General features: G+C 68.4%; 20 protein-coding genes and 1 pseudogene. 8 read left to right on the plus strand and 13 right to left on the minus strand.

Going from position 1 to position 25,750, the window contains the following annotated elements; genetic code table 11:
* Position 1: 1 nt before the first annotated feature.
* Positions 2–403, minus strand: a complete 402-nt coding sequence (locus EV137_RS08685) for a VOC family protein (protein WP_134127679.1) — start codon at positions 401–403, stop codon at positions 2–4.
* Positions 404–646: 243 nt separating this feature from the next.
* Positions 647–1,912 (minus strand): NAD(P)/FAD-dependent oxidoreductase, encoded by a 1,266-nt coding sequence (locus EV137_RS08690; RefSeq protein ID WP_133999729.1) that lies wholly within the window; start codon positions 1,910–1,912, stop codon positions 647–649.
* Between the two features lie 102 nt (positions 1,913–2,014).
* Here EV137_RS08690 and EV137_RS08695 point away from each other — a divergent pair, with 102 nt between their 5' ends.
* On the plus strand, positions 2,015–3,553 hold the full coding sequence (locus tag EV137_RS08695; protein ID WP_134127681.1) for a PucR family transcriptional regulator: 1,539 nt from the start codon (positions 2,015–2,017) through the stop codon (positions 3,551–3,553).
* A gap of 259 nt (positions 3,554–3,812) precedes the next feature.
* Here the strand turns inward: EV137_RS08695 and EV137_RS08700 are convergent, their stop codons facing one another.
* Genes EV137_RS08700 through EV137_RS08710 form a run of 3 tightly spaced genes read right to left on the minus strand, consistent with a single transcriptional unit; the run spans position 3,813 to position 6,480 of the window.
* Entirely contained in the window at positions 3,813–4,925 is a 1,113-nt protein-coding gene (locus tag EV137_RS08700) for an NAD(P)/FAD-dependent oxidoreductase (RefSeq protein WP_134127683.1), read from the minus strand.
* Positions 4,922–5,434: an isoprenylcysteine carboxyl methyltransferase family protein gene (locus EV137_RS08705; protein ID WP_133999741.1), complete on the minus strand. Its 513-nt coding sequence runs from the start codon at positions 5,432–5,434 to the stop codon at positions 4,922–4,924. The genes EV137_RS08700 and EV137_RS08705 overlap by 4 nt, the downstream gene beginning before the upstream one ends.
* Positions 5,434–6,480: a type III polyketide synthase gene (locus EV137_RS08710; RefSeq protein ID WP_133999744.1), complete on the minus strand. Its 1,047-nt coding sequence runs from the start codon at positions 6,478–6,480 to the stop codon at positions 5,434–5,436. Before EV137_RS08710 ends, EV137_RS08705 begins: the two co-directional genes overlap by 1 nt.
* 18 nt (positions 6,481–6,498) lie before the next feature.
* Between EV137_RS08710 and EV137_RS08715 the strand changes: the two genes are divergently transcribed.
* Positions 6,499–7,311 (plus strand): UbiA family prenyltransferase, encoded by an 813-nt coding sequence (locus tag EV137_RS08715; RefSeq protein ID WP_238175174.1) that lies wholly within the window; start codon positions 6,499–6,501, stop codon positions 7,309–7,311.
* A gap of 103 nt (positions 7,312–7,414) precedes the next feature.
* Here the strand turns inward: EV137_RS08715 and EV137_RS08720 are convergent, their stop codons facing one another.
* Positions 7,415–8,287, minus strand: a complete 873-nt coding sequence (locus EV137_RS08720; protein ID WP_130380615.1) for a LysR substrate-binding domain-containing protein — start codon at positions 8,285–8,287, stop codon at positions 7,415–7,417.
* A gap of 123 nt (positions 8,288–8,410) precedes the next feature.
* Here EV137_RS08720 and EV137_RS08725 point away from each other — a divergent pair, with 123 nt between their 5' ends.
* Positions 8,411–9,940, plus strand: a complete 1,530-nt coding sequence (locus EV137_RS08725; RefSeq protein WP_134127687.1) for an MFS transporter — start codon at positions 8,411–8,413, stop codon at positions 9,938–9,940.
* Between the two features lie 184 nt (positions 9,941–10,124).
* Here the strand turns inward: EV137_RS08725 and EV137_RS08730 are convergent, their stop codons facing one another.
* Positions 10,125–11,576, minus strand: coding sequence for a lysyl oxidase family protein (locus EV137_RS08730; protein ID WP_238175175.1), 1,452 nt, complete (start codon positions 11,574–11,576; stop codon positions 10,125–10,127).
* A gap of 206 nt (positions 11,577–11,782) precedes the next feature.
* Here EV137_RS08730 and EV137_RS08735 point away from each other — a divergent pair, with 206 nt between their 5' ends.
* Together EV137_RS08735 and EV137_RS08740 are read left to right on the plus strand one after the other, a co-directional pair.
* Positions 11,783–13,810 carry a fibronectin type III domain-containing protein gene (locus EV137_RS08735; RefSeq protein ID WP_134127691.1) on the plus strand — a complete coding sequence of 676 codons (2,028 nt, stop codon included), beginning with the start codon at positions 11,783–11,785 and terminating at the stop codon, positions 13,808–13,810.
* 73 nt (positions 13,811–13,883) lie between these two features.
* Positions 13,884–14,651 carry a DUF427 domain-containing protein gene (locus EV137_RS08740; protein WP_134127693.1) on the plus strand — a complete coding sequence of 256 codons (768 nt, stop codon included), beginning with the start codon at positions 13,884–13,886 and terminating at the stop codon, positions 14,649–14,651.
* A gap of 1 nt (position 14,652) precedes the next feature.
* Here the strand turns inward: EV137_RS08740 and EV137_RS08745 are convergent, their stop codons facing one another.
* On the minus strand, positions 14,653–15,426 hold the full coding sequence (locus tag EV137_RS08745; RefSeq protein WP_134127695.1) for an SDR family NAD(P)-dependent oxidoreductase: 774 nt from the start codon (positions 15,424–15,426) through the stop codon (positions 14,653–14,655).
* Positions 15,427–15,434: 8 nt separating this feature from the next.
* Positions 15,435–15,815, minus strand: a complete 381-nt coding sequence (locus tag EV137_RS08750) for a winged helix-turn-helix transcriptional regulator (RefSeq protein ID WP_133781452.1) — start codon at positions 15,813–15,815, stop codon at positions 15,435–15,437.
* Between the two features lie 103 nt (positions 15,816–15,918).
* Here EV137_RS08750 and EV137_RS08755 point away from each other — a divergent pair, with 103 nt between their 5' ends.
* Positions 15,919–17,253 carry a nuclear transport factor 2 family protein gene (locus tag EV137_RS08755; RefSeq protein WP_134127697.1) on the plus strand — a complete coding sequence of 445 codons (1,335 nt, stop codon included), beginning with the start codon at positions 15,919–15,921 and terminating at the stop codon, positions 17,251–17,253.
* Between the two features lie 343 nt (positions 17,254–17,596).
* Positions 17,597–19,546 (plus strand): annotated as a pseudogene (locus EV137_RS08760) (bifunctional SulP family inorganic anion transporter/carbonic anhydrase); the annotation flags it as partial.
* A 14-nt stretch (positions 19,547–19,560) separates the two neighbouring features.
* Here the strand turns inward: EV137_RS08760 and EV137_RS08765 are convergent.
* Complete coding sequence (locus tag EV137_RS08765; protein ID WP_202870844.1) at positions 19,561–20,388, minus strand: phosphatase PAP2 family protein; 828 nt, start codon at positions 20,386–20,388, stop codon at positions 19,561–19,563.
* A gap of 229 nt (positions 20,389–20,617) precedes the next feature.
* Here EV137_RS08765 and EV137_RS08770 point away from each other — a divergent pair, with 229 nt between their 5' ends.
* The gene (locus tag EV137_RS08770) at positions 20,618–21,814 is read left to right on the plus strand and encodes an MFS transporter (protein ID WP_134127701.1); all 1,197 of its coding nucleotides are present in this window, start codon (positions 20,618–20,620) and stop codon (positions 21,812–21,814) included.
* Here EV137_RS08770 and EV137_RS08775 read toward each other — a convergent pair.
* The 3 genes from EV137_RS08775 to EV137_RS08785 form a co-directional block, all read right to left on the minus strand.
* Positions 21,779–22,171 carry an aconitase X swivel domain-containing protein gene (locus EV137_RS08775; RefSeq protein ID WP_134127703.1) on the minus strand — a complete coding sequence of 131 codons (393 nt, stop codon included), beginning with the start codon at positions 22,169–22,171 and terminating at the stop codon, positions 21,779–21,781. The genes EV137_RS08770 and EV137_RS08775 overlap by 36 nt on opposite strands.
* Positions 22,168–23,382: an aconitase X gene (locus EV137_RS08780; protein ID WP_134127705.1), complete on the minus strand. Its 1,215-nt coding sequence runs from the start codon at positions 23,380–23,382 to the stop codon at positions 22,168–22,170. The genes EV137_RS08775 and EV137_RS08780 overlap by 4 nt, the downstream gene beginning before the upstream one ends.
* Positions 23,383–23,491: 109 nt before the next feature.
* Positions 23,492–25,591, minus strand: coding sequence for a S41 family peptidase (locus EV137_RS08785; protein ID WP_238175176.1), 2,100 nt, complete (start codon positions 25,589–25,591; stop codon positions 23,492–23,494).
* Positions 25,592–25,750 lie beyond the last annotated feature (159 nt).

A 25,750-nucleotide genomic window follows, 5' to 3' on the forward strand; every position in this document is an offset into this window, starting at 1 on the left:
CTCAGAAGTCGCGGGAGCTGAGGACGCAGAACTCGTTGCCTTCTGGGTCGGCCAGGACTGTCCAGCCGGGCCCCTCGGGTTGGCCGACGTTCACGCGTTGGGCGCCGAGGGCTTCCAGGCGGGCGATTTCGGCCTCGCGGTCCTGGCTCGTGTGCGGCGCGAAGTCGAGGTGCAGGCGGTTCTTCAGCGTCTTGCTCTCGGGCACGGGGACGAACACCATCCCGGGGCCGATCCGCTCCCACGGGAGGTCCTTGATGCTGTCCGGCTCGACCCAGCCGGGCACGTTCACGCATTCCTCGTCGGTCTCGATGATCGTCTTCCAGCCGAACGCCTCGGCCCACCAGGCCGCTTGCTTGCGTACGTCGTGGCAGTCGATCACAACGGTGTACCAGCGCAGCACCATGGCATACCCCTCCCAGAAGTCTGAGGAAGCACAGTCGCACAGCCCACCGACAGAAAAGAGCGGGCCCTGGGCAGGAGAAAGACGCCAGGGCCCGCTCTCAGGGCTGACCGGAGCGGCAACGTGGTGGCCTGAGGAGGTGCGGGCAGGTGAGGTACTGCCCGAGGAGGGTCACCGAAGGGGCTGCTCGAAGAGACGGTCAGCGAGAGGGAGGGACCACGTCGTTGGGGCCCCTCCTGCCGAAGGTCAGCGGAGCGGGTTGAAGGGACGCAGTTCCGCCGGCGCGCGGCCGGTGGTGATGGTCTCGGCCAGCAACTGGCCGGTGATCGGGCCGAGCGTGATGCCCCACATCCCGTGCCCGCCGGCGGCGAACACCCGCGGTGACGCGGTCGCGCCGATGATCGGCAGGCCGTCCGGGGTGCAGGGCCGCGGCCCGACCCACTCGAAGGTCCTGGCGTCCAGGTCTGCGTCCCGCAGCAGCGGCCGGGCGGCCTCGACGATCGCGTCGATCCGGCGCGGGTCGAGCTTCGCCTCGGGCTTGCGGAACTCCATCATCCCGGCGACCCGCAGTCGGTCGCCCAGCGGCGTGCAGGCGATCCGCTGCGCCGGGAAGTACACCGGACCGGCCGGTACGTGCGCCATCGGCACGCTGAAGCTGTACCCGCGACCGGCCTGTACGACGGTCTTGACGCCGAACTGCCGCGCCAGGTCCCCCAGCCACGCACCGGTCGCCATCACGACCGCGTCGAACGGATCGGTCTCGCCGTCACCGGTGACGAGCCGGACACCGCGGATCTCGTCGACGATGTCCTTCACGACCACGCCGCTGATGATCTGCCCGCCGCGGGCGATCACCGAGTCGGCGAGCAGCTGGACGTACTCGCCCGGGTTGATGAACCGCTGCCCGTGCAGCCGGATCGCCGCACCGATCTGGTCGGACAGCGACGGCTCGATCTCGCGGGCGTCGTCGCCGCTGATCGCCTCGAACTCGATGCCCTGACCGGCGGCGTGGATCTGCTCGATCTCCTCGAGCAGCACCTTGCGCTCCTCGACGGTCCGGTAGGCGGCCAGGAACGACTTGGCCTCGTAGGTCTGCGCCTCGACCCCGGCCTTCGCCAGGAAGTCGAACGCGGGCAGGGCCTGCCGGTTGATCGGGACCAGCGCGTCCATGGCGGTCTTCCAGCGTCCGGCGGTGCTGTTGCGAGCGAAGCGGGTGAGGAATTTGAGGAGCCGCGGGCTCGCGGTCGGTGGAACGTACACCGGTGAGGCAGGGCTCAGCACCGCACGGACGCCGTACTTGAGGACCGCTGGTTCCGGGAGCGGCGTGGCCAGGCCGGGCGTCAGCCAGCCGGCGTTGCCCCAGGACGCGCCGGCGGCGACGCCCTCACGGTCGAGCACGGTCACCTCGACGCCGGCCTCCTGGAGGAACCAGGCGGTGGCGAGGCCGACCATCCCGGCGCCAACGACGGCGACGCGATCGGGAACCAGATACGTGGAACCAGCTGTGGTCATGTATCGATGGTGGGGCCGCGACCAGCGGCTGTCATGGTGCGATCACACCATTGCCGGGACGAATGACTGTGCTCATCGCACAATAACCCGCACAATGGGCGCATGATCTCCTCGTCCGACCTGATCGTCGCCGTCGGTCCCGCCCTGTTCGAGGTCGTAGTGCCCGGCAAGGGTGACCGTGAGGTCCGGGACGTCTTCCTGGCCGACCCGCAGGAACCTGCGACGGGCCAGCCGGGCGACCTGGTGCTCGGACTCGGTCTACGCGACGCAGAGGACGCCGTAGAGCTCGTGGAGCGCTGCGCGGCCGGCAACGCCTCAGGGGTGGTTCTCCGTACGGCGCTAGCGCACCAGCCGACCGTGGTGGCTGCAGCTGAGCGGGAGGCCATGACCCTCGTTGCACTGCAGCCGAGCGTGACGTGGGCGCATGTGGTCTGGCTGCTCCGCGGTGTACTCGACCGAGCGGCCGCACCGGACTCCCCCGCCGCTGGCGACGCCGGTGTGCACCAGGAGCTGTTCGCACTGGCAGACGCCGCCGCTGCGATCGTCGACGCCCCTGTGACGATCGAGGACAACCAGTCCAGGGTCCTGGCGTACTCCTCCGGCCAGGACTTCACCGACCCCACTCGTGTGTCGACCATCGTCGGACGCCGAGTACCACCCGAGGTGATCGCACACTTCCGGGCCCGGGGCATCTTCCGACGGCTAGCGCGATCCAGCGAGCCGTTCCTGGTCCCAGACGGACCGAACGGCATCCGCCCGCGTCTCGTCGTACCGGTCCGCGCTGGTGGCGAGTGGCTGGGGTCCATCTGGGCCGTTGTCGACGGTCCGGTGAGTGACGCGGTCACAGCGGAGCTCAGCAACGCCGCCTCCGTACTCGCCTTGCACCTGTTGCGGCTGCGGGCTCAGGCCGACGTGGCGCGGCGGAGTGCGATCGACCGGCTGCGGACGCTCCTGCGGCAGTTCTCCCCGGACAATCCGGTCGACGTACGGCTCCCGCGGCAGCCGTGGCGGGTTGTGGCTCTCGGGTCGCCCGACGGGTACGACGTACCGCAGCAACTCGACCTGTGGGAGTCGACCGGTCGCCGGCACGGCTGGAGCGAGCCCCAGCTGGCTGACCTCGACGGGACCGTCCTGGCTGTTGTTACAGACACTGACGGACCCGGGTCATGGACCTGGTTGCAGAAACTCGTTCTCGAACAGTCGGCTGGTACGTACGCCGCTGCTGGTGGTCCCGCGCGCGGTCCGGCGGATCTGCCGAGCTCACGCGCCGAGGCGGTCGAGCTGTTGGGTCTGGTACGGCGAGGTGTCGCGCCAGGGCCGGCGTTGCGGGTCGAAGAGGCGTGGCACGCGCTGACGGTGCACCGGGCAGTCACGTCGCTTGATACCACCAAGATGGATGGTCCGCTCGCGACGTTGCTCCGCCACGACATCGAGCACGACACGGGGTACGTGGAAACGTTGCAGGCCTGGCTGAACTTTCCGGGACAGCCGCAGCGGGCGGCGAGGGAACTGCACCTGCACACCAATACGTTGCGGCACCGGATGAAACGGATCGGGGAGCTCTCCGAGCTCGATCTGTCGGATCCGCGCGAACGGCTGGCGTTGCAATTGCAGATCGCCGCGGTCCGTACGGAGCACTGAACATCGGGCACTGAATATCTGGCACTGAGATCTACGCCACAGCCCTCTGTAACAAGGCTTCATATTCCGGCAACTGCTGGGCAACATCCGCCTGACAGAGTCTTCCTTGTCAGCAGGTCCGACCCTTCACCAGGGGGCCGGAAAGGCTGCGGGTCCGAGCTTTTCACCAGGAAGCTCGGGCCGCCCGTGGGGCCCGGCGATTGTCTGAGCGATTGCCGGGCCCTACGACGTTTGCCGTACGACGTCGCCAAAACCTTGCCTAGGACAACCGGTTCACGATGGTGCGGTAGACGCCCGGGAGCGCGGCCGCGGCGGGGACGATCCGCGGCGCGAGGAGCGGGCGATTGCGGGCCCACAGCAACGATGCGGTGAGCAGGCGGCATTCCCAGGAGACGCGGCGCCAAGCTGCCTCGTAGTCCTGTGGGCGGTCGGCGCGGACGCAGTCGACCAGCTCGGCGGAGGTGCGCAACGCGACCGCGATGCCTTCGCCGGTGAGCGCGTCGACGTACCCGGCGGCGTCGCCGACGAGCAGGACCCGGCCGGCGGTGCGGGCGCTGACGCGTTGACGGAGCGGACCCGCGCCCATCACGGCACTCGCCGCAACCGCACCACGTAACCGGCGCTTCAGCAGGGGGAAAGCGTCGAGATGTGAGTCGAAGGTGCCGCGCGCGGAGGTGAGGACGGCGACGCCGACGAGATCGTCGGCGACCGGGGTCACGTAGGCCTCGCCGAGCTTTGACCAGTAGACCTCGACCAGGTCGGTCCAGGGCGAGACAGCGAAGTGCTGGCGGAGTCCGCGCCGCACGCCGCCTGCGGCGCGGTGCGGCGCGGGAGAAGAAGAGCGGGAGAGCGGTTGGGACGATTGCCAGCGACCGAGTTGGCGGATCGGTGAGTGGGGACCGAGTTGGCGGATGGGTGAGTGGAGACCGAGTTGGCGGCGGATGGGTGAGTGGAGGCCGTCGGCGGCGGCCAGGTAGCGGGCGGTCACGCCGGCGGCGGTGACGGAGGTGGTGTTCTGCGTGATGGGACCGACCCGGGCGCGAAGGACCGGAACATCTAGCGCTGCTAGCCGGGACATCAGCGCGGCGTGCAGCGTCGTACGGCGTACTCCGAGGCCCGGACCAGCAGCGAAACGGGCGTCGACGCTGTGTCGTCCGTCGAGATAGCGAATGCCGTGGAACGGACGGCCGGAAAGTTCCACGCCCAACCGCTCGAGGTAGGACACGGCACTGTGGGCGATGCCCTCACCGCACGCCTTGTCGATCGGCGCCGAGCGCGGCTCGACCACGACAACCGACAATCCCGCGAGCGCAGCGCGGATCGCGGTGGCTGCGCCTGCTGGACCGCTACCAGCTACCAGAAGATCGATCACGTCACCAGCGCGGACTTCAACGCGGCCTCCTCGGCGCGGATGCGGACGGCCAGCAGCGGGATGTTCAGCAAGGTGAACACCACCGCAGTCACCCACGCCGTGTGCACCAGCGGCAAGGCGATTCCCTCCGCCACGACCGCGACGTAGTTCGGGTGCCGGATCCACCGGTAGGGGCCACGTGCAACCAGCCGGAGACCCGGTACGACGATCACCCGCGTGTTCCACTGATGACCCAGCACCGTGATGCACCACCAGCGCAGTCCCTGCGCCAGCAGCACGACCACGAACATCGTCCAACCGAGCCACGGAACGAACGGCCGGTGCAGCGCCTCCACCATGCACGCCGCCAGCAACAACGTGTGCAGCGCGACCATGAACGGATAGTGCCGACGCCCCGACTCGACGCCGCCCTGCGCGAAGCTCCACTTCGCGTTGCGCAGCGACACGACCAGCTCGGCCACCCGCTCAGCAGCGACGAGCAGCACCAACCCCAGATACCAGCCGTACATCACCACTCCATCAGCACGAGCTCGGAACAGAAACCAGGACCCATCGCCAGCAACACCCCAGGACCTGCAGGATCCAGCCTCATGGTGTCACCGAGGACGTGCAGCACCGAGGACGACGACAGGTTGCCGACCGCGTCGAGCGACTTCCACGTCAGTTCGAGCGCGCCCGGCCGCAACGACAACGTCTCCGCCACCGCCTCCAGCACCTTCGGCCCGCCCGGATGACTCACCCACGTCCCGATGTCCGGAACGGTCAGCCCGTGATCCCCGAGGAACCCGCGCACGTCATCACCCAGGTACTGGCGCACCACCTCGGGTACGTCGGCTCCGAGCACGATCCGGAACCCGCCCGACCCGACATCCCACCCCATCACCCGCTCCGAGTCCGGGTAGAGCCGCGAACGCGTCGCCACCACGGACGGGCCCGACGCCGCCGGATGTTCCGACCCCGTCAGCACCACAGCCGCCGCGCCGTCCCCGAACAACGCGCCGCCCACCAGGTTCGGCAACGACGAGTCGTCCCGCTGCAACGTCAACGAACACAACTCCACCGACAGCAGTACGGCGACATGCTTCGGCCACGCCTTCAAGTAGTCATGCAGCCGCGCGATCCCCGCCGCTCCCCCGACACACCCCAGCCCGAACAGCGGCAGCCGCTTCACGTCCTCCCGCATCCCCAGCCGCATCGCCACCCGCGCATCGATCGACGGCGCCGCGACCCCGGTCACCGTCGTGAACATCAGTACGTCGACATCGTCGAGCGTCAGCCCCGCGTCCTTCACCGCGCCCGCGACCGCCTCGGCACCGAGGTCGACGGCCGCCGCGATCCACGCGTCGTTCGCCTCGCCGAAGTCCTTGAGTACGGCGTACCGCTCGAGCGGCAGCGCGAGATGCCGATACGAGACTCCCGCGTTCGCGTGCAGCCGGCGGAGCAACGCCGTACCGCGGCCGTCCGGGAGACAGATCGACTCGAACGCGGCCGTGAGCTCGGACTGCGGATACCGGTACGGCGGAAGCGCGGGCCGGACCGCTGCGATCCGCGTCATCGTGGCATCGTTGTGTCGGTGAGAGCGCTGCGGACCGTCAAGGGTCTGGCTCTCGCGTGCCACCCGGGCCCGACCGTCGCGGTCACCGCGCTGGTCACCGCCGTCGCGTGGTCGGCCGGGCGAAGTCCGGCCGGGTGTCTCCTCGTCGCAGCAACGATCCTCACCGGCCACCTCTCGATCGGCTGGAGCAATGACGCGATAGATGCCGCCCGCGACACCATTGTGAACCGCCGGGACAAGCCAGTGGTGCGTGGACTGGTGAGTCGCCGGACGCTCGCGGTCGGCGCGGGCGTGATGCTGGTCGTCACCGTTCCCGTCTCCCTCGCCAACGGTTTCGCGTCCGGATTGATGCACCTGCTGTTCGTCGCCTGCGCCTGGGCGTACAACCTGGGCCTCAAGTCGACCGTGATCTCGTGGCTCCCGTACGCCGTCGCGTTCGGCGGACTGCCCTCGTTCGTGACGCTCGGCACCGCGCAGGTCTGGGCTCCGTGGTGGGCGACCGCGGCGGGGGCCCTCCTGGGGATCGGTGCCCATCTGGCAAACGTCGTACCCGATCTCGCCGACGACCTGGCCACCGGTGTCCGCGGCTGGCCGCAACGCCTCGGCCGCTACGCCCGCCTCGTCGCACCGCTGCCGTTGGCGACAGCAACCGGTCTCCTGGTCATCGCGCCGTCCGGAGCGATCGGCATCATCGGCTGGATCGCCCTCGCAGTCGTCGCCGCCCTCCTGACCACGATCCTCCTGTGGCGCAGCGCCCCCTTCCTCATCACGATCGCCATCGCCGCGGTCAGCATCATCTCGCTCGTACTGCGCGGAGACGCACTCGTCTAGCTGCAGCTCGACAGTACGTATACGCCCACTACGCCGGATCGGCTGTCCTGCTGAGCGTGAGCGCGGCCGCGCCGACGGGCTACCTCCTGTCGAGCTGCCGATCTCATCCGGCGTCGGGCTTGAGTGGGGCGTTGCTGCCGAGGATGGCGGCCGTCAACGCCTCGGCGGGTTCTTTCGCGGCGCGGGGGTTGGTGATGAGGACCAGGTCGATGGAGGGGAGCTCGGGCAGGCCGGCGCTCGGGGGTGGCTCGACCAGGTCGGCGGGCATCAGGGAGCGGGCGAAGATCGCGATCCCGAGGCCGGCGCGGACAGCGGCGAGTACGCCGTTGACGCCGCGGACGATGCACGTGATCCGGCAGGTGCGGCCGGCCTGCTCGAGCGACTGCACACCGAGCGACCGGCTCAACGACGGCGCCTGGTACGCGACCAGCGGGACCGGGACGTCGGGCGCGATCCGGGTCCCGGCGATCCCGGCCCAGACCATCGGGTCCCGTCGTACCAGCCGGCCGTTCGGCTCGTAGCCGCCGCCGGCGCCATGCTTCACGTAGGCCAGGTCCAGGTGGCCGGACTCGACCCGGCGGAGCAGATTCGGGCTCTGGGCAACGGTCAGTTCCAGGTCGATCCGTGGGTACAGCTGGCGGAAGTCGCGGAGGATCTTCGGCAGCGGTGTGAGCGCCAGGTCGTCGGTCACGCCGAACCGCAGCCGGCCGCGCAACTCCGAGCCGGTGAAGTACCCGGCAGCCTCCTCGTGCGCGGCCAGGATGGTCCGGGCGAACCCGGCCATCGCCTCGCCGTCCGCGGTCAGCGTGACTGTGCGCGTGTCGCGGACGAACAGCGGCCGTCCGACGGCCGTCTCGAGTTTGCGGACATGTTGACTCACCGTCGGCTGCCGGATGCCCAGCCGCTCGGCCGCCTGGGTAAAGCTGAGCGACTGAGCGACGGCGAGGAACGTCCGCAGCTGGTCCGGGTCGTACATCGATATCCTTCCCATAACGTGGCGCAATAAGACTAATAGGAGTAATTCGCTGGGGGAATTCAGCACCCAACCCTGAGGATGGACATGTCCTCCCCTGACCAGCCACTCGTGTAGGGATTGCTCTTGACCTCCCGGGCCACCGGTACTGTCCCGTCCACCGACTTCCATCTCCACCGCACCACCGACTCCACCAAGCTCCGGGAGACGCAAGCGCGCCGGCCCGGCTTCAAGGACACCTTCAGCGCACTGCGGGTCCGCAACTTCCGCCTCCTGGTCAGCGGACTGCTGGTCAGCTCGACCGGCGGCTGGATCCAGCGCATCGCCCAGGACTGGCTGGTGCTCACGCTCACCGGCAGCGCCACCGCGGTCGGCATCACGACCGCGCTGCAGTTCCTCCCCACCCTCGTGCTCGGTCTGTTCGGCGGCGTGATCGCGGACCGGTTCCCGAAGCGGAAGATCCTGCTGGTCACGCAGATCACGATGGGCACCTGTGCCGGCGTCCTCGCCCTGACCGCCTTCACCGGTCACGTCCAGGTCTGGCACGTCTACACGATGGCCTTCGTCCTCGGTCTCGCGACAGCCGTCGACAACCCGACCCGGCAGTCGTTCGTCACCGAGCTCGTCCCGCGCGACACGGTCCGGAACGCGATCAGCATGGTGTCGTCGACGTTCCAGCTCGGCAGCCTGATCGGCCCCGCGCTCGGCGGTGTGCTGCTCGGCACGATCGGCGCGGGCTGGGCGTTCGCGCTCAACGGGCTGACGTTCTTCGCGTCGATCAGCGCGCTGCTGCGGATGCGCGAGAGCGAGATGCCCGGGTTCCACGCGGCCCGCAAGGCGAGCGCCGGGATGCGGATCCGCGACGGGCTGCGCGACGGCGTCCGGTACGCGTTCCACGAGCCGGCCGTCCGCTGGGCGATCGCGCTGGTCGGCATCTACGGGATGTTCTGCATCAGCCTGCCAGTGACGCTGACCGCGTTCGCCGACCGCGTCTTCCACACCGGCGCTTCGGGGTACGGCGTACTGAACTCGGTCGTCGCGTTCGGGGCCCTGGCAGGCGCCCTGCTCTCGGCCCGCCGCGTCCGGCCGACCCGCCTGCGGAACCTGATCGGTATCGCGTGCCTGCTCACGATCACCGAGGTACTGGCCGCGATCCAGCCCTCGTTGTGGACGTTCATCCCGGTGCTGGCGTCGATGGGAATGGCGACGCTGATGTTCCTGACCGCGGCCCAGTCGATGGTCCAGCTGACCACGCCGGACGGCCTGCGCGGCCGGGTGTCCGGGATCTACAACCTGGTCTTCATCGGGGGCGGCGCGATCGGCGGGCCGCTCGTCGGGTTCCTGGCCCAGCACTTCGGCGCCCGCTCGGCGCTGATGCTCGCAGGTCTGGTCCCCGCGGTGGCGACGGTCGCGATCGGCCTCCGGCTGCGGCGCGACGGCCAACTCCGGCTGGTACTGGTCCGGACCCGCTCCCCGTGGCACCAGGTCCCGATCCGCGTGAACCTGCAGCCGGCCGACATCCAACTGTCGGCCCCGGAGAGCGCGCCGATCCGCAGCCGCACGTCTCGCCCGTTCGTCCTCGGTCGGCGGCAGCACGCGCGCATGGACTCCCACGCCCGTCCCGTCCGCGCCCGCCGCCGCCCCCAGCACCACTGAACTCCTGGGGCGGGACCGCGCTGCCTTCCCAGTCCCGCCCCAGGCAACCTTGAGCACCCACCAACCATTTCCGAGCAGGAAATTTGGTTGGTGGGTGCTCAAAGTCGCCCTTGAACAGGCTCGCGCCCCCGGCTGGATCAGGGCCGAGGGCGCGAGTGCCGGCGGGCGGGCCGGCTGGGCGGCATCAGGGAGCTTTGATGACGCCGACTGGGGGCACCTGGACGGTGCGGTGGTGCTTGGTGCCGCCGAGGACCACCTTGCGGAGCGCGACGTTGTTCTTCGTGCTGGCCTCGAACAGGCGGTTCTCCGGGTTGGCCGTGACCTGGACGTAGTACGTGCCGTTCGCCAGGTTCGTGATGTCGAAGGACTGACCCGGCAATGTCTGCTCGTAGGTGTCGCCGGAGCCGACGTCGAGGACCTCACGAACGGACAGCGAGCCGTGGTCGCCGCACGCGGTGTGCAGGTCGGTGTTGCCCGGGTGCCAGTTCGCGTTCTTCACCGTGTAGTCGATGGAGTCTGTCGCGGCCAGGCAGAACGCCTCCTTCTGGCTGCGCACCACCTCGGTCTGCTTGGCGTTCAGCAGGCTGTAGCGGGCGAAGTCGGTGAAGTGCCAGTGGTTGTGGCCGTTCCGGCCGTCCCACTCCAGCGTCCCGGTGGTCTGGTACCCGACCTGCTTGCCCTGCGCGTTGTAGAAGTACTGGTACGCGTCCATCAGGTCCTTGCCCTGTCGCCGGAACCCGTCGAGCACCAGCGGCGACGGGCCAGCGTTCCACACGGTCGCCGAGAACTGCAGGAAGTCCTTGTTCGCATCCGGCGTACCTTCGTCGCCCGGCGCGGCCACGATCCCCCACGCCGGCACTGGGCGCAGGTCCGGCTTCGGGCCCTTCGGAACGCTCGCCTGACCGACCGGACGCGCCGCGTTCGGCCTCGGCCCCGCCGAACTCGAGCTCACCCACGCGGCCCCCGAGGCGTCGGACTTCTGCACCGTGACGTTCAACTTCACCGACGAGTCCTTCGCGGGGATCTTGAAGAAGTCCCGGTACGCCTTGTTTACGGTCACCGTCGCCTTGTACTTGCCGACGGCAAGCCGCACCGGCTGCCCGTCGCCGTACGTCCGCGCCGACCACCCGGTCTGCAGTCCCCAGACCGCACCCTGGGTGAACGGATTCGCGGTACAGCCGTCCGGGTACGGCGAGGTTGCCGGGGCATCCGGACGGGTCCGCGATCCGTCGCCGTTCAGGCAGACCGCCTGGTCCTTCTCGAGCACCTTCTTGCCAGCGGCGTCGGTCAGCGTGATGTGCAGGAACTTCCCCAGGCCGGAGAAGTCCGTGACAAGCCCCTTCGGCAACTTGCGGACCGGCTTGCCGTGGACGTACTGCGTCGCGACCACCGGCGAGCTGTACGACGCTCGTGTGGCGCGGATGTCGATCGGCGCGTTGCCGGCCACCAGATGCGTACTGAGATCCAGGTCGACGCCGTAGTCCTCGACACTGGCCAGAGTGACATCGGTGCCGCCAGCAACCAACTTCAAAGGTGCCGGCGACGATGCCGCCGACGCCCCGGCGGCCGCGAGTGCGACCAGACCGGCCGCCCCGGCCGCGGCGACCACCGTCCGGCCGAGTTTCCTCGTGTTCACGATGACGGAACCCCCTCCTGCCTCCAGCCGGCATCCTCACGAGCCGGCCTGTTGCTGGTACGACGCCCCGGCCGCGGAGCGAAGTTGATCAAGGTTCCATGGCGGTCCTGTCACACGAAGTAACAGGACCTCAATACTTGACTGTGTAAATTAAGCCGACCTAGGCTCGACGACGTCCGCTCACTCCTCCCCCGGAGGACGTTTTCATGTCCTTGAGACGCCGTACGACGCTCGTCCTGGCTGCCCTCGCCCTGGTGTCGACAGCAGCCGTGACCGCCCCAGCCGATGCAGTCCAAGACCAGAAACCCGCCTACCCGCAGATCGCTGCCAAGCCGTACATGGGCTGGAGCAGCTGGAGTCTGCAGTCGACGAACTACCCGGGCGTCAATCCCGACGGCCCCGGCAGCTTCATCAGCGAGAAGAACATCCTCACCCAGGCGAACGCCCTGGCCACGAAGCTCAAGCCGTACGGCTATGAGTACATCAACGTCGACGCCGGCTGGCAGGACGGCGGTGACGAGTACGGCCGCCCGGTCGCCAACCTGAAGCGGTTCCCGCGTGGCATGAAGGCGGTCGGTGACGACATCCACAAGCTCGGCCTGAAGTTCGGCATCTACACCGTCGTCGGGCTCGGCACGGACGTCTACCGCGACGGCAACACCCCGATCTACGACGCGCCCGGGTGCTTCACGCGCGACATCGTGTACCCGGACCTGCGCAAGACCAACGGCTGGGACGCGGCGTACAAGATCAACTACGAGAGCCCGTGCGCGCAGAAGTACGCCGACTCGATCGCCCGGCTCTTCGCGAGCTGGGGCGTGGACTTCATCAAGATGGACGGCGTCGGCCCCGGCTCCTGGAAGGGCGCGCCGGACGACCCTAACCACAACAACACCGAGGACGTCGAGGCCTGGTGGCGCGCGGTGCAGAACGCCGGACGGCCGATGATGTACACGCTGTCCTGGTCGCTCAGCCACCGGTACGCCGACGTGTGGAAGCAGAACTCGAACGGCTGGCGGATCGACACCGACGTCGAGTGCTACTGCGGCACGATCGTCAAGTGGGACAGCTCGGTGAAAGCCCGCTGGTGGGATCTCCCGCAGTGGATCGACGACGCCGGGCCGGGGCACTGGAACAACCTGGATGCGATCAACGTCGGCGTCGGCGCGATGGACGGCCTGACGGACGCGGAACGCCAGTCCTACATGACGTTCTGGGCGATCAACTCCGCGCCGCTGTTCGCGGGCGACGACCTCACCAAGCTGGACGCGTACGGCTTGAAGCTGCTGACCAACCGCGAGGTCATCGCGATCAACCAGTCCGGCAACCCGGCGCGTCCGCTGAACCAGGACCAACTGCAGCAGGTCTGGTACGCACAGAACGCGGACGGCAGTACGACGGTCGCGCTGTTCAACCTGGCCGACTCCCCTGCCACGGTGACCGGCAACTTCGACCAGCTCGGCATCGGCGGGAAGGCCACGGTCCGCGACATCTGGGCGAACCAGAACACCCGCAATGTCTCCGGCTCGGTCAGCGCTCAGCTGCCCGCGCACGGGTCGAAGCTGTACAAGATCACGCCTGACCAGTACGTGCCGGTGAGCATCCCGGCCGACCTGACCGCGACGGACGTCAGCCGTACGTCGGTTTCCCTGAACTGGCGGCCGAGTGCGGGCGCGACGTCGTACCAGGTGTTTGCCAACGGCAAGCAGGTTGCGACGAGCACGACGCCGGGCACCGTGGTGGGCGGGCTGCAGCCGCAGACGCAGTACACCTTCACGGTGAAGGGCGTGAAGTACGGCCGTACGTCGGATGCGAGTGCCGGGATCACCATGTACACCTCGAAGTCCGGCGGGCCGGTGCGCTACGAGGCCGAGTCGCCGACGAGCACACTGACCGGCGACGCGAGTGTGTCCGGATGCACGCTCTGCTCGGGCGGCTCGAAGATCGGCAACATCGGCTACTCGTCGACGGTGACGCTCAACGACATCACCGTGCCGGCCACGGGCACGTATCTGGTGAAGATCGCCTACACCGACGGGGACACCAGCCGGCAGAGCATGCTGACGGTCAACGGCACCGACAGTTACTGGGTGAACTACCACGGCCTCGGCGACAACGACTGGGGTACGCCACAGGTCACCTACCTCCCGGTGAAGCTGACCGCCGGATCGAACTCGATCAAGGTCAGCAACGCAGGAGGCTACATCGCCGACATCGACTGGATCACCGTCTGATCCGGCCAATGATCCGGTCGAAAATACTGCGGGGCCGGCACCACCAGGGCCGGCCCCGCGCTTTACTTGACGAATGAGCGCCTACCCCGAACCCCTGATCCCGCCCGGCGGCACCGCGCCGGTCCCCCGGCGGATCCGCGCGATGCTCGACGACCGCGTCGTCCTCGACACGACCGACGCGATCTACCTCTGGGAGTTCCCGCCGTACCCGCAGTACTACGTCCCGCTCGCGGACGTCGCCGACGGCGTGCTGGCCGACACCGGCGAGACCAAGACGTTCGAGCACGGCGTCGCGCGAGTGCACACCGCCGGCACCGGCAAGGCGTGGGTGTACGACGACGGCGTCGCGAAGGGCCGGGTGCGGTTCCAGTGGGACGCGCTGGACAGCTGGTTCGAAGAGGACGAGGAGGTCTTCGTCCACCCACGCAACCCGTACTCCCGCGTCGACGCGATCAAGTCCACCCGCCACATCACGGTCAGCGCCGCCGGCCAGCTTCTCGCCGACTCCACCGCGACTGTCATCGTCTTCGAGACCGGACTGCCACCGCGCTACTACTTCCCGAAAACCTCCGTCCAGCTGGAGCACCTCACCCCGTCCGACACCGTCACCGCATGCCCGTACAAAGGCCGTACGTCGGCGTACTGGTCGGTCCCCTCGGTCCCGGACGTCGCCTGGTCCTACGACTTCCCGACGGCGCCCCTGCTCCCGGTCGCCGGCCACATCGCGTTTTTCAACGAGAACGTCGACATCACCATTGACGACGTACCGCAGGAGCGCCCGATCACCCCGTTCTCGAACCCAACACAGCGACCAACCGACGGCAACGTGAACAAGCCGTGAATCAGATGACCGCGGTGGTCGCGCCGTCCATGGTGATGATCGAGGCGGTGACATAGCTGGCGCGGGGCGAGGCGAGGAAGATCGCGACGTCGGCGACCTCCTGCGGCTCGCCGGCGCGGCCCATCGGGATCTCGCGGACCATCTCCTGGAGCAGCTCGTCCTTCGGCTTGCCGGTCGCCCGTACTGCGGCTTCCAGCCCCTCGTCGACGCGGGAGGTGCGCGTCATCCCCGGGTTGATCACATTCACCCGGACGCCCTGGCCCGCGTACGCCTTCGCGTAGCCGGCCGACGCCAGCATCAGCGCGGCGTTGGCCGCACCGCCCCCGATGTGCAACGGGTTCGCGGCCCGGCCGCCCTGGCCGACGACGTTCACGACCGCGCCGCTGCCGCGGTCCGCCATCCCGCGGATGACGGCCTCGGTCGCGTGCATGTACGTGAAGTACTTCGCGTCCATCGCGGCGTGCAACGCCGTACTGTCCAAATCGTCGACCGGTGTCCGGCGGGCCGCGCCGGCGCAGTTGATCAGGATGTCCGGTACGCCGATCCGCTCGAAAGCGGCTCGCGTCGCGTCGGCGTCGGTCAGATCGACCGCTTCGGCCTGGAAGCTCAAGCCTTTGGCGGCGAGCTCCTCCTGTGCCTTCGCCAGGTTCCCGGCGTCCCGCGAAATGCCGACGACCACCGCACCCTCACGTGCGAGCGCCTCTACACACGCCAGCCCGATCCCTTTGCTCGCACCGGTGACCACCGCGGTCTTCCCGGACAGTTCCAGCTCCACGTGACTCCTCAGCGATTCGCGTCGTACTCGTCGCGGGCAGCGGCGATCTCGTCCATGTGGTCGTACGCCCAGGTCCGCATCGTCGCGACGGCAGCGGCCAGGCTCAGGCCGAGCGGGGTCAGCGTATAGCTGACCGTCACCGGCACAGTAGGAAGAACATCACGCCGTACGACGCCGTCCCGCTCGAGATTGCGCAGAGTCTGGGTGAGCATCTTCTGGGTGATGCCCTCGATGATCGACTTGAGCTGGCCGGACCGCAGCGTGCCGCCCTTCTCGAGCGTGCTGATCACCAGCATCGTCCAGGTGTCGCCGATCCGGCCGAGCACCTGACGCGTCGGGCAGGCGCCTTTCGTGGCGTCCCACCTGCTTCTGACCTGGTCGGTATCCATTAGGTGCCCATAGCAGTAATTAGTGCTGTCTTCCGCCCGCCGCGACCGGTTCGTAGCGTCCATGTCGTCCGGGGTCGAGTTTAGGTGAAGGAGTGAAACAGCAATGAGAGCAGTGGTTCCGGTGGACACCGGCAAAGTCGGGTTCGCCGAGGTCGACGAGGTCCGGCCGGGCCCGGGCGAGATGGTGATCGAGGTGGCCGCCTTCTCGATCAACCGCGGTGAGACCTTCCAACTGGAGGCGCCGCGGGCCGGCTGGCGACCGGGTAAGGACATCGCCGGCCGAGTGATCGAGGCCGGCCCCACCGGTCCACCGGTCGGCACCCGCGTGGTCGCGCATCTGCCACACTCGGGCTGGGCGGAGCACGTGATCGCACCGGCCACGCAGGTCGCCGTACTGCCGGACAGCATCTCGTTCGAGCAGGCCGCCGCGCTTCCGCTCGCCGGGCTGACAGCGCTGCGCCTGTTGCGTACGGCGGGCAGCGTGATCGGCCGGCGGATCCTGCTGACCGGCGCCGCCGGCGGTGTCGGGCACTACTTCACCGAACTCGCGGCCGGCGCCGGTGCATCGGTCACAGCCGTCGTCTCAACCCCTGCCCGCGGCGAGCGGCTGCTGGAGCTCGGCGCCGAGACCCTGGTGTACGACGTCCCGGACGCACGCGGACCGTTCGATCTGGTGCTCGAGTCCGTCGGTGGTGAGAGTCTGCCGGCCGCGTTGTCGAAGCTGGTGCCGGGCGGTGATCTCATCTGGTTCGGCGAGGCCAGCCGGCAACCGGTGACGCTCGACTTCTTCGACTTCTTCACCGCTCCAGAAGCCGCGCGCATCCGGCACTTCCACTACGTGCACGGCCGCGACGACGAAGACCTGGCAACGCTGGTTCGGCTGGTCGGGTCCGGGCGGCTCCACCCCGAGCTCGGTCGCGTCGAGGACTGGTCCCGGACCGATGCCGTCCTCGACGACCTGCGGCACCGTCGCATCCGCGGCAACGCCGTACTGACCTTGGCACCCACGTCGCACGAGGAGGCAACGCCGATGGATCCCAGGACAGTCGTGACCCGGTACGTCGAGGCAGTGGCGGCGGGTGACCTGCCGACGATCCGGGCGAGCTTCGCGCCGGACGTGGTGTGGACCTATCCGGGTGATCTGCCGCTGTCCGGTGACTGGAAGGGCCGGGACATGGTCGTCGACGAGTTCCTCGGCGCGGCGGCGGGCAACCTGTTCGCGCCGGGTGCACCAGTGACGATCACGCTGGTCAACGTCATCGCCGACGGTGAACAGGTTTTCGCCGAGTGGACGGCGCAGGCGACGGCCCGGAACGGCGAGGCCTATGACAACCGGTGTGGAGGGGTCTTCACCGTTCGGGACGGCGTGATCGTCGCCGTCCGCGAATACCTCGACACCGACCATGCCCGCCGCGTCCTGTTCGCGAGCGAACACTAAGCACAGCGAGAGCAGCTCTTCGGGAGCCGTACGTCGACCAGCAGACGAGCGGATCACCCCTCGAGTGTGGGGTTCTCTACTGATACACGAGGGGAGAACCCTGAACGCGGGGGGGTATCCGTTGCTGTTGCGCGAGGTGCGAGCGCAGGCGACACGCAGCGGGATCCGGGCGGGTCGATGCCCTGAGCAATCGTCAGTTTCCGGCGCCGCGGGCCGAAGGCAACGAATTTGAATTGTCGCTGTTCTGGGCTTGATCGGGTCAGTACGATGGGTAACCAGATCGACACTCTTTGTTTCGACGCCTGATGCCCGAGCAATCCTGAGCACCGACGCCGGAGGACCCGTGCCGACCACTTCCCACTCTCCCCCCAGCGACCGTCTGTCCTGGAAGACCGTTCTGCATCATGACCTACCGGCCTCGCTGGTGGTCTTCCTGATCGCAATACCGCTTTCCCTAGGAATCGCCGCCGCGTCCGGGGCACCGCTGATCGCCGGCCTGGTGGCCGCGGTGGTCGGCGGTGTCGTCGCCGGCGCGCTCGGCGGCTCCCCGCTCCAGGTCAGCGGCCCGGCCGCCGGCCTGACCGTTGTCGTCGCCGGACTCGTCATGCAGTTCGGCTGGGCCGCGACCGCCGCAATCACCTGTGCGGCCGGCCTGCTACAGATCCTGCTAGGCGTCACCCGAATCGGTCGACTGGCACTGTCTCTTTCCCCCGCCGTCGTCCACGGCATGCTCGCTGGGATCGGCATCACGATCGCCGTCCAGCAGCTGCACGTGGTGCTCGGCGGCAAAGCCCAGAGCTCGTTGATCTCCAATGTCACCGCGCTCCCCGCGCAGCTGATCGCGCATCACGGTCACTCGGTGGTGGCCGGCGTACTCACCGTGGCGATCGTTCTCGCCTGGCCGCGAATCCCTAAAGTAGAGGTGATTCCGGCACCACTCGTCGCCGTCGTGGCGGTCACCGCATTAGCAGCGGTCACCATGCCCGACGTGACCCGGGTCGACCTGCCGGACAACCCGCTGCAGAGTCTGATCCTCCCGGTGATGCCCGAGGGCACACCACTCGAGATCGCCACCGCCGTACTGACGGTTGCCCTCGTCGCCAGCGTCGAGTCGTTGCTGTCGGCCGTTGCCGTCGACAAGCTTCATCGCGGTCGGCGGAGCAATCTCGATCGAGAACTGATCGGCCAGGGCGCCGCGAACGCGGTGTCCGGTGCGCTCGGCGGGATGCCCGTCACCGGCGTGATCGTGCGCTCGTCGACGAACGTCGCGGCCGGCGCCCGCACCCGCGCGTCGGCGATCCTGCACGGCGTGTGGATCGCAGCGTTCGTGCTCGTGGCGGGGTCAATGCTCGAATTGATCCCGATGGCCGCGCTCGCCGGCGTACTGCTCGTCACCGGATTACGCCTGGTGCAGCTCGCCCACATCCGCACACTGCGCCGGCACGACGAATTGCTCGTGTACGTCGTGACCGCGGTCGGCGTCGGCGTACTGGGACTAGCCGAAGGCGTGCTGCTCGGGCTTGTGCTTGCGCTCGCACGCGTGCTGTACCGGCTCGCGCGGGCAACCGTGACAGCGACCGAGGCGGACGGCGTGTGGACGGTACGGATCCGTGGTTCGCTGGTGTTCCTCGGAGTTGCGTCGCTGGTGCGGACGCTGCGATCGATTCCGCAAGGCGCGACGGTTCGGATCGATCTGACGGTGAATCATCTGGACCACGCGGCATCCGAGGCGATCGAGGACTGGCGGCGCGGGCACGTCGCGCGCGGCGGCTCGGTCGAGGTGTACCGCGCCGGCAGCGACCGGTTGGGCGAGCAACTGGACGACGTACCGATCCGGGCGTTGCTGGCGAAACTCGCGGCCGAGGGGCAACAACCGGCACACCTGTTCATCACGTGTGCGGACTCGCGGATCGTGCCGACGATGATCACCACCAGCGGACTGGGCGACCAGTTCTGCGTGCGCAACATCGGGAACCTCGTGCCGCCCAAGGGATCGAACAGCAACTCCGTCGACGCCGCGATCGAGTACGCGGTCGACGTCCTCGGGGTGAAGTCGATCGTGGTCTGCGGCCATTCCTCCTGTGGCGCCGCGGCCGCCGCGCTCGCGGCCGACGTACCCGCAGGATCGGGACTGGAGAACTGGCTACGGCACCTGGAGCCGTCGGTACGGCGAGCGGTCGCGCTCCCGGACATCGTGGACCCGGCGACCGGCGTGCAGTTGTCGCCGGCCGACAAGCTGTCCGTCGCCAACGTCGCCGTACAGCTGGAGAATCTGCGGAGTTTTCCGTGCGTCCGCGCGGCCGAGGATCAAGGCCGGCTCGAGCTGATCGGGCTCTGGTTCGACATCGGCGCGGCGACGGCACGCTTGGTCGTGGACCGCGCGCCGTTCCTGGTCCGCGGCGACGAGGAGCTGTTGAAGATCAGGAGCAGCGGTACGGCGAGTGCGATCGCCACCAACCCGTCCAGCCAGTAGTGGTTCGCGGTGACCACGACAACCGTGAAGGTGAGCAACGGATGTGCGATCCACAGCCAGCGCCACCGTGACCGGGTCGTCCGGATCAGGAAGGCCGCGACCATGAACGCCCAGCCGACATGCAGGCTGGGCATCGCGGCGAACTGGTTCGCGACCCCGGAGTGCGCGCTCGGTCCGTAGACCGACTGACCGAGCAACACCCCGGTGTCCACCCATCCCGGCATCATCCGGGGCGGGGCGAGCGGGAAGAACATGTGCCCGATCAACGCCAGCCCGGTCAGTGACGCGAGCGCCCAGCGGGCCTTCCCGTACTCGGCCTGGCGGCGGATCAGCAACCAGAGCAGCACCACCGCGGTCAGCGGGAAGTGCACGCTCGCGTAGAACACGTTGGCGAGCTGGGCGAGGCCGTCGATCTTCAGCGCGTGATGCTGGATCGTCGCCTCGCTCGGCAGCCCGAGCCAGGCCTCCCAGCGGATCAGCTCGTCCGCGTGCTTGAACGCCGACCCCGCATGCTCCGCGGACAGGAAGCGGCCGAGGTTGTAGACCCCGAACAGGGCGGCGAGCAGTGCGATCTCCTTGACGATCCGCCAGATCCCACCGCGATGCCGCCCCAGCTCCGGCACACTCGGCTGCCCTACCCGCTCCAGAGTCACCTGCGCCATGCCGACCCCCACATCAAACCGAACGCTCGTTCTCTGAAATTCCACCCTGCGCCGCCGGCCGCCCTCAGATCAAGAACGGTCATTCGTTTTCTTGTGTGATCTCTGGCACTCTTTCAAATTATCGCAACATGCTGATAGTTGCGAACAATATGAACCAACTCACACCGGCACGGTGAAGGCCCCGGCTAAATCGGTCGACGCGAGGTGCCGTCCTCGGGAGAGTGCTCGCATGGTGACGGTCTTCATCCGGTGGACGTGGCTGCGAGCGGTCCTGCACAACGGGTGGTGGCTGGTCACCAGCGTCTATCTGGTGGTCGACGCCGGACTCTCCCCCGCCGAGCTCGTGCTCATCGGGTCGGTGCAGAGTGCGTTCGCGCTGGTCTTCGAAGTACCTGCCGGCGTCATCGCCGACACGATCAGCCGCAAGTGGTCCCTGGTGATCTCCCAGGTGCTGATGGGTACGTCGATGCTCGCGACCGGACTGTTCGAGTCGTTCCCCGCGTTGCTCGCCACCCAGGTCCTCTGGGGTATCTCGTGGACCTTCGCGAGCGGATCCGACGTCGCGCTGATCACCGACGAACTGGATCGGCCGTCGGAGATCAATGTGGTCCTCGCGCGGGCCGCCCGCGCACAGCTGGCCGGCGCGGCGACCGGTCTCGTTCTCCTCGGGCTCCTCGCCTGGGCGACCCGGCGGGACCTCACCATCGTGATCGCCGGCGCCACGATGGGGGCCCTCGGGCTGTACGTCGCGTTCCGCTTCACGGAACACAACTTCGTTCCCACTCGGACCGCCCGCTGGTCGGCGTCCTGGAACACCTTCCGTCGCGGCGTCACGCTGGTACGACGGAGCCGTGCGATCCTGCTGATCTTCGTCGCGACCTTCCTCGTCAACGGCGCCTCGGATGCCGCCGGACGCCTTACCCAGAAGCAGCTTCTCGACCTGGGCCTGCCGAGCGCGCCGGACCCGATCGTCTGGTTCACCGCCCTCGGCGTCACCGCTCTGGTTGTCGGCGCCGTCGTACTCAGACTCGTCACGCAACGGATCAACGGCGCGCACGCCGCGACCGACTACGCACTGGCCGCCCTCGTCGGAGTGCTCGCGATGCTGCTACTCGCGTTCGCGCGCGATCCGGTCCTCGGCGCGATCGCCGTCGTACTGCTGAACGGGATTGTCACGCCGCTCACTCGCGTGATCAGCACGATCTGGGTCAACGCCCGTACGACTGCCGACATCCGCGCGACCACGCACTCGTTCCTCGCGCAACTGGAGTACCTGGGCGAGATCGTCTGCGGTGTCACCATCTCCGCGATCGCCCGGCTCACCACGCTCCCGCTCGCACTCACCGCGTGCGCGGTCCTGTTCGCGGCAACCGCCGTACTGATGCGTCGGTCACCAGGTGATCGTGCCGTCGGTGACCTGCACTAGGGCGCCGGCGGGGATGGCGTCGTACGACGCGACGACGACCGGGAGATTGAGGTTGTACAACTCGGCGGCGATGAGGGCGCCGAGCGGGATGATCGGGTCGGGGCGGGACAGGATGATCGCGGCGGGCGCGGTGCGGGCGCGGATCTGTTCGGCCAGGACGCTGGAGGCGGAGCTGGAGCCGCGGCCGGATTCCATCAAGAGGATTCGGCCGGTGAGGACGGCGCCGCACTGCGGGTGATGCGCGTCGACGATGCGGCCCTCGGTGTCGGTGCCGCCCCAGAAGGACAGCGGCGCGGTGAGGCGGATCGGCGTACCTGTCGCGGTGCCGGGGTGGAGGCTTCGGCCGTGGATGATCATGAGTCGAGCACCACGTGGCCGGCGCGGGCCGAGGCGACGCATTCCGAGAGCGAGCCGAGGATGGCGGAGACGTTGATGTTGCCGGGTGCGTAGTGCGCCCACTTGCCCGAGTTCGTCATCACGTACTTCCAGGTGGGCGACAGGATTGCCGTGATGTAGGTGCAGGTGTCCACGACGACCGTTACCCCGGCGGCCTCCAACACCTGCAGTACGCCGTTCTCGGCCAGGCGCTCGCGGGTCGCACGAGCAGTCGACAGGTAGAACGGCAACTTCAAGGGCGGTCCCACGACCAGCTCGGACAGCCGGACACATTCGGCGTACGACGCATGCGGCGTACCGATGCTCACTGCATCCAACTCCGACGCGACCGTCGACAACTCGCGCCGGACGCGCTGCAGTGTCTCGAGGTCAACCACTCGCACAGGTAGACCGTCGATCGATGTCGGCGCCTCCGGCGTGACACCGATCGCGTGGAACAACGCGACACCGCCGGCCGATGCGGCGGCCGCCCCGAGTGCCTTCAGGTCGTCCTCTCCCACGTCGGACGGAATCCCCAGCAGTACAGGGATTTCGGCGCCGACCACCGATCCGATGTGATGACCGAGCAACGGATATGTCAGGTCGGTGAACTCGCCCAGTGGGCGGCAGTCGAACACCATAGTTCCGCGCCGCGCCTCGGGAGTCTGCAGTCCGGCGTACGGCGCTCGTCCGGTGATCGCCGCGCAGACGTCGAGGAAGTCGCCGTACCGATCCGTGCGCGCACCGAGCACCGAGTTCGCGAACACGATCGCGTTCGACTCCGCCCACGCGATGTGCTCACCGAGCGCGGGGCGATTCGGGAGCTGGTACGGCGCGCAGGTGAACGTCGGCGTACAACCGAGCTCGACGTACGCCGCCATCAGCTCCCGGCCCGCCGCCGCGAGCTCGTGATCCCGGACGAGGTCTGGATGGATGAGGTCCGTCGAGCCCACGTTGAGCGTCGCCGGCACGCGTACCCGGGCGCCCAGGTCGACGAGGCGGTGCGCGAAGTCCAGGCTGACCCGACCGTGGTACAGGCACGAGTCGACGTGCGACGACGTGATCTCGACCAGCCGCGGCGCGTCCGAGATCCGCGCCTGCCCGACGATCACCCGCATCGCGAGCGCCACGCCGTCCCCGTCCCGGCCGCCGAGCATCGCCTCTTCGTCGGCGGTCAGGTGCAGAGTCGGCATGAGTTGAACCTAGCGGACCTGCACCACTCACCAACCCGCCCGGCGCAGCGCGCGTCACGCTCGAACAAGCGGCCAGGCCGCGGTTGGTGAGTGGTGGCGGTCCGCCCTTCTAGACGACCTGCCGCCGGGATGCGACGAGATCGCCCGCGTCGTACCCGTCCGCGCGGAGGAGCTGGCCTGGAGTCACGTCCAGGATGTCGATGCTCACCGGGGCGGTGTAGTCCTCGGAGCTGATCGGGCGGCCTTCGACGTAGAGGTCGACGCGGTCGATGCCCAGGGCATCTATCGCGACGGTGAGCGTCGTACCGCTGAAGGAGGTCTTCAGGTCGAGTCGGCGGACCGGGAGCGCGGCGAGCAGCTCGCCGGCCTTGTTCAGCAGGTCGACGTTGCCCTCGAGCAGGTCGGCCCTCGTCATCCGGTGGGTCTCCTGCGGCTTGACGCCGAGGTCCTCGACCGGCGTACCGGCGAGCTTCCCGACCCGCAGGGTGCGCCGGATGGCGACCCGCAGGTTCGCGCCGTTCGGCAACGCGACGTACGGCGAGGTCTCGTCGGGTGGCGGCGGCTCGTTCAGCAGGGCCGCGAGCAGACCGTGTGTCCAGACGTTCGCGCCGCCCGCGCCGGTGTTGTCGTCGACGCCGAGGATCGTGCCGATCTCGTGGTCCGCGAACCCGGCCGCGAAGATGTCGGTCGCCGAGTAGACCCGCGCGTCGGTGATCAGGACGACCGGTCCGTGGTACGTCTGGCCGATGTCGTTCGCGCCGTCCTCGGGCGTGATCGGTTTCGCCGCCGAGTACTGTGCCCCGGTCTCGATCGCCAGGTCCAGCGAGTCGAACCACGGACCGAGATCGATCCCGGCCGGGTTGTCCTGGTGCCGGCGGCAGATCCGCAGATTGAGCGGCGAACTGATGAACTGCACCGGCTCCGGCGCGACCCGCCGTGGGGTCATCGTCTGCAGCGTGAACTCGCTGGCGTAGATGTGCCCGCCGCCGTTGTCCCGGACGTCCACGATCAGGCCGTTCTGCGGCAGCGCCGCGGCCAGCCGGACGAACTCGTCCCGGAACGCGACCGGATCCTGCACGCTGAACGTGAAGATCCGCAGGTGCCCGAACGTCCCGGACGGCGTCACGACCTCACGGGCCCGGAACACCCCGGGCATCGTGGTCGGCAGATCCGCGCCGGTGACCGCCGCGGGGGCAGCCAGCTCGGCCGAGCTCTGCCCGCGTTCCAGTTCGACGACGTCACGGACGTACAGCGCCTTCTTCGCGCGCGACTTCTCGTCGGAGTCGAGGTCGAGACCCATCAACGCAGAGGCCTCGCTGATCGCGTCGAGGTCCGTCATCGGCGGGAGGTTCGTGGTGACCTTCCACTGCTCGCGCAGTTCCTGCTCCGAGCCGTCGAGGCCGACGTACGTCAGGGTCACCCAGTCCTCGTCCGGCGGGGCCTGGATGACCAGCGGGCGCAGAGTCAGCGACTCCAGGCCGCGGGCCAGGTTGGCAGCTTCATTGCTCCCGGCGAAGACGGCGCCGTTGAGCGCGACGGCGCGAGCGATCGGCGTACCGTTCCAGTGCGTCACCTCGGCGCCCGGGCCGAACTGCGGGGCCTGGTAGCCCGTGATGGTGCGGGTGATCAGGTAGTGCTCGGAGCTGTCGGGGCCGTCCGCGTCGTGGCACTTCTCGATCATGAACGGCAAGAACGCGATCTTCCCGGCGAACGGCGCCGGCAGCAGGTAGTTGGTGTGCAGATCGCGGACCGAGTGGAAGATGCTCGACATCTCACGATGGAACAGCCACTCGGCCTGCATCGTCTCCGCCGTCTGACGCTCCATCCGCGCGCGCATCACGCGCAGCCGCTGCAACGGGTTGACGGCGTGCATCGCGACCTTCAACGGCAGGTGTACGTAGTTCTCACTGAGCAGCAGAAGTGCCTGATCCACCAGGAGTTTCCGCTGGTCGAGCGTCAGCGTGCCGGCCGCGTCGAGGAAGTCCGCCAACGGGACAGCGGCCGCTGCATCCGTCGCGGCTGTTTCCCGCACCGCGGGCCGGCGGGCGGTCGTCTTGCCGGCCGTCGTCCTCTTCGCCGCGGTCTTCGTTGCTGGCTTTTTTGCTGCGGTCTTGTTCGCTGCCGTCTTCTTGGCTGCCGACTTGTTGGCTGCGGTCTTCTTGGCTGCTGTCTTGCTGGCTTGGCGTTTGGTCGTGCGTGGTTGAGACATTGTCCCCCCAATACGGCGGGCCCCTCCCCGGGCCGCGATCCCTCCACCGTGATCCGCGCACCAGGCGATGTCAACGGCCCGCCACGCCGTTCCACCAGGACATCTCGTGATCACCGGCGGCGAACTGTGGCTGATCAGCGAACAACTCCGCGAACGAGT

This window comes from Kribbella pratensis (assembly GCF_004366075.1).
Classification (GTDB): domain Bacteria; phylum Actinomycetota; class Actinomycetes; order Propionibacteriales; family Kribbellaceae; genus Kribbella; species Kribbella pratensis.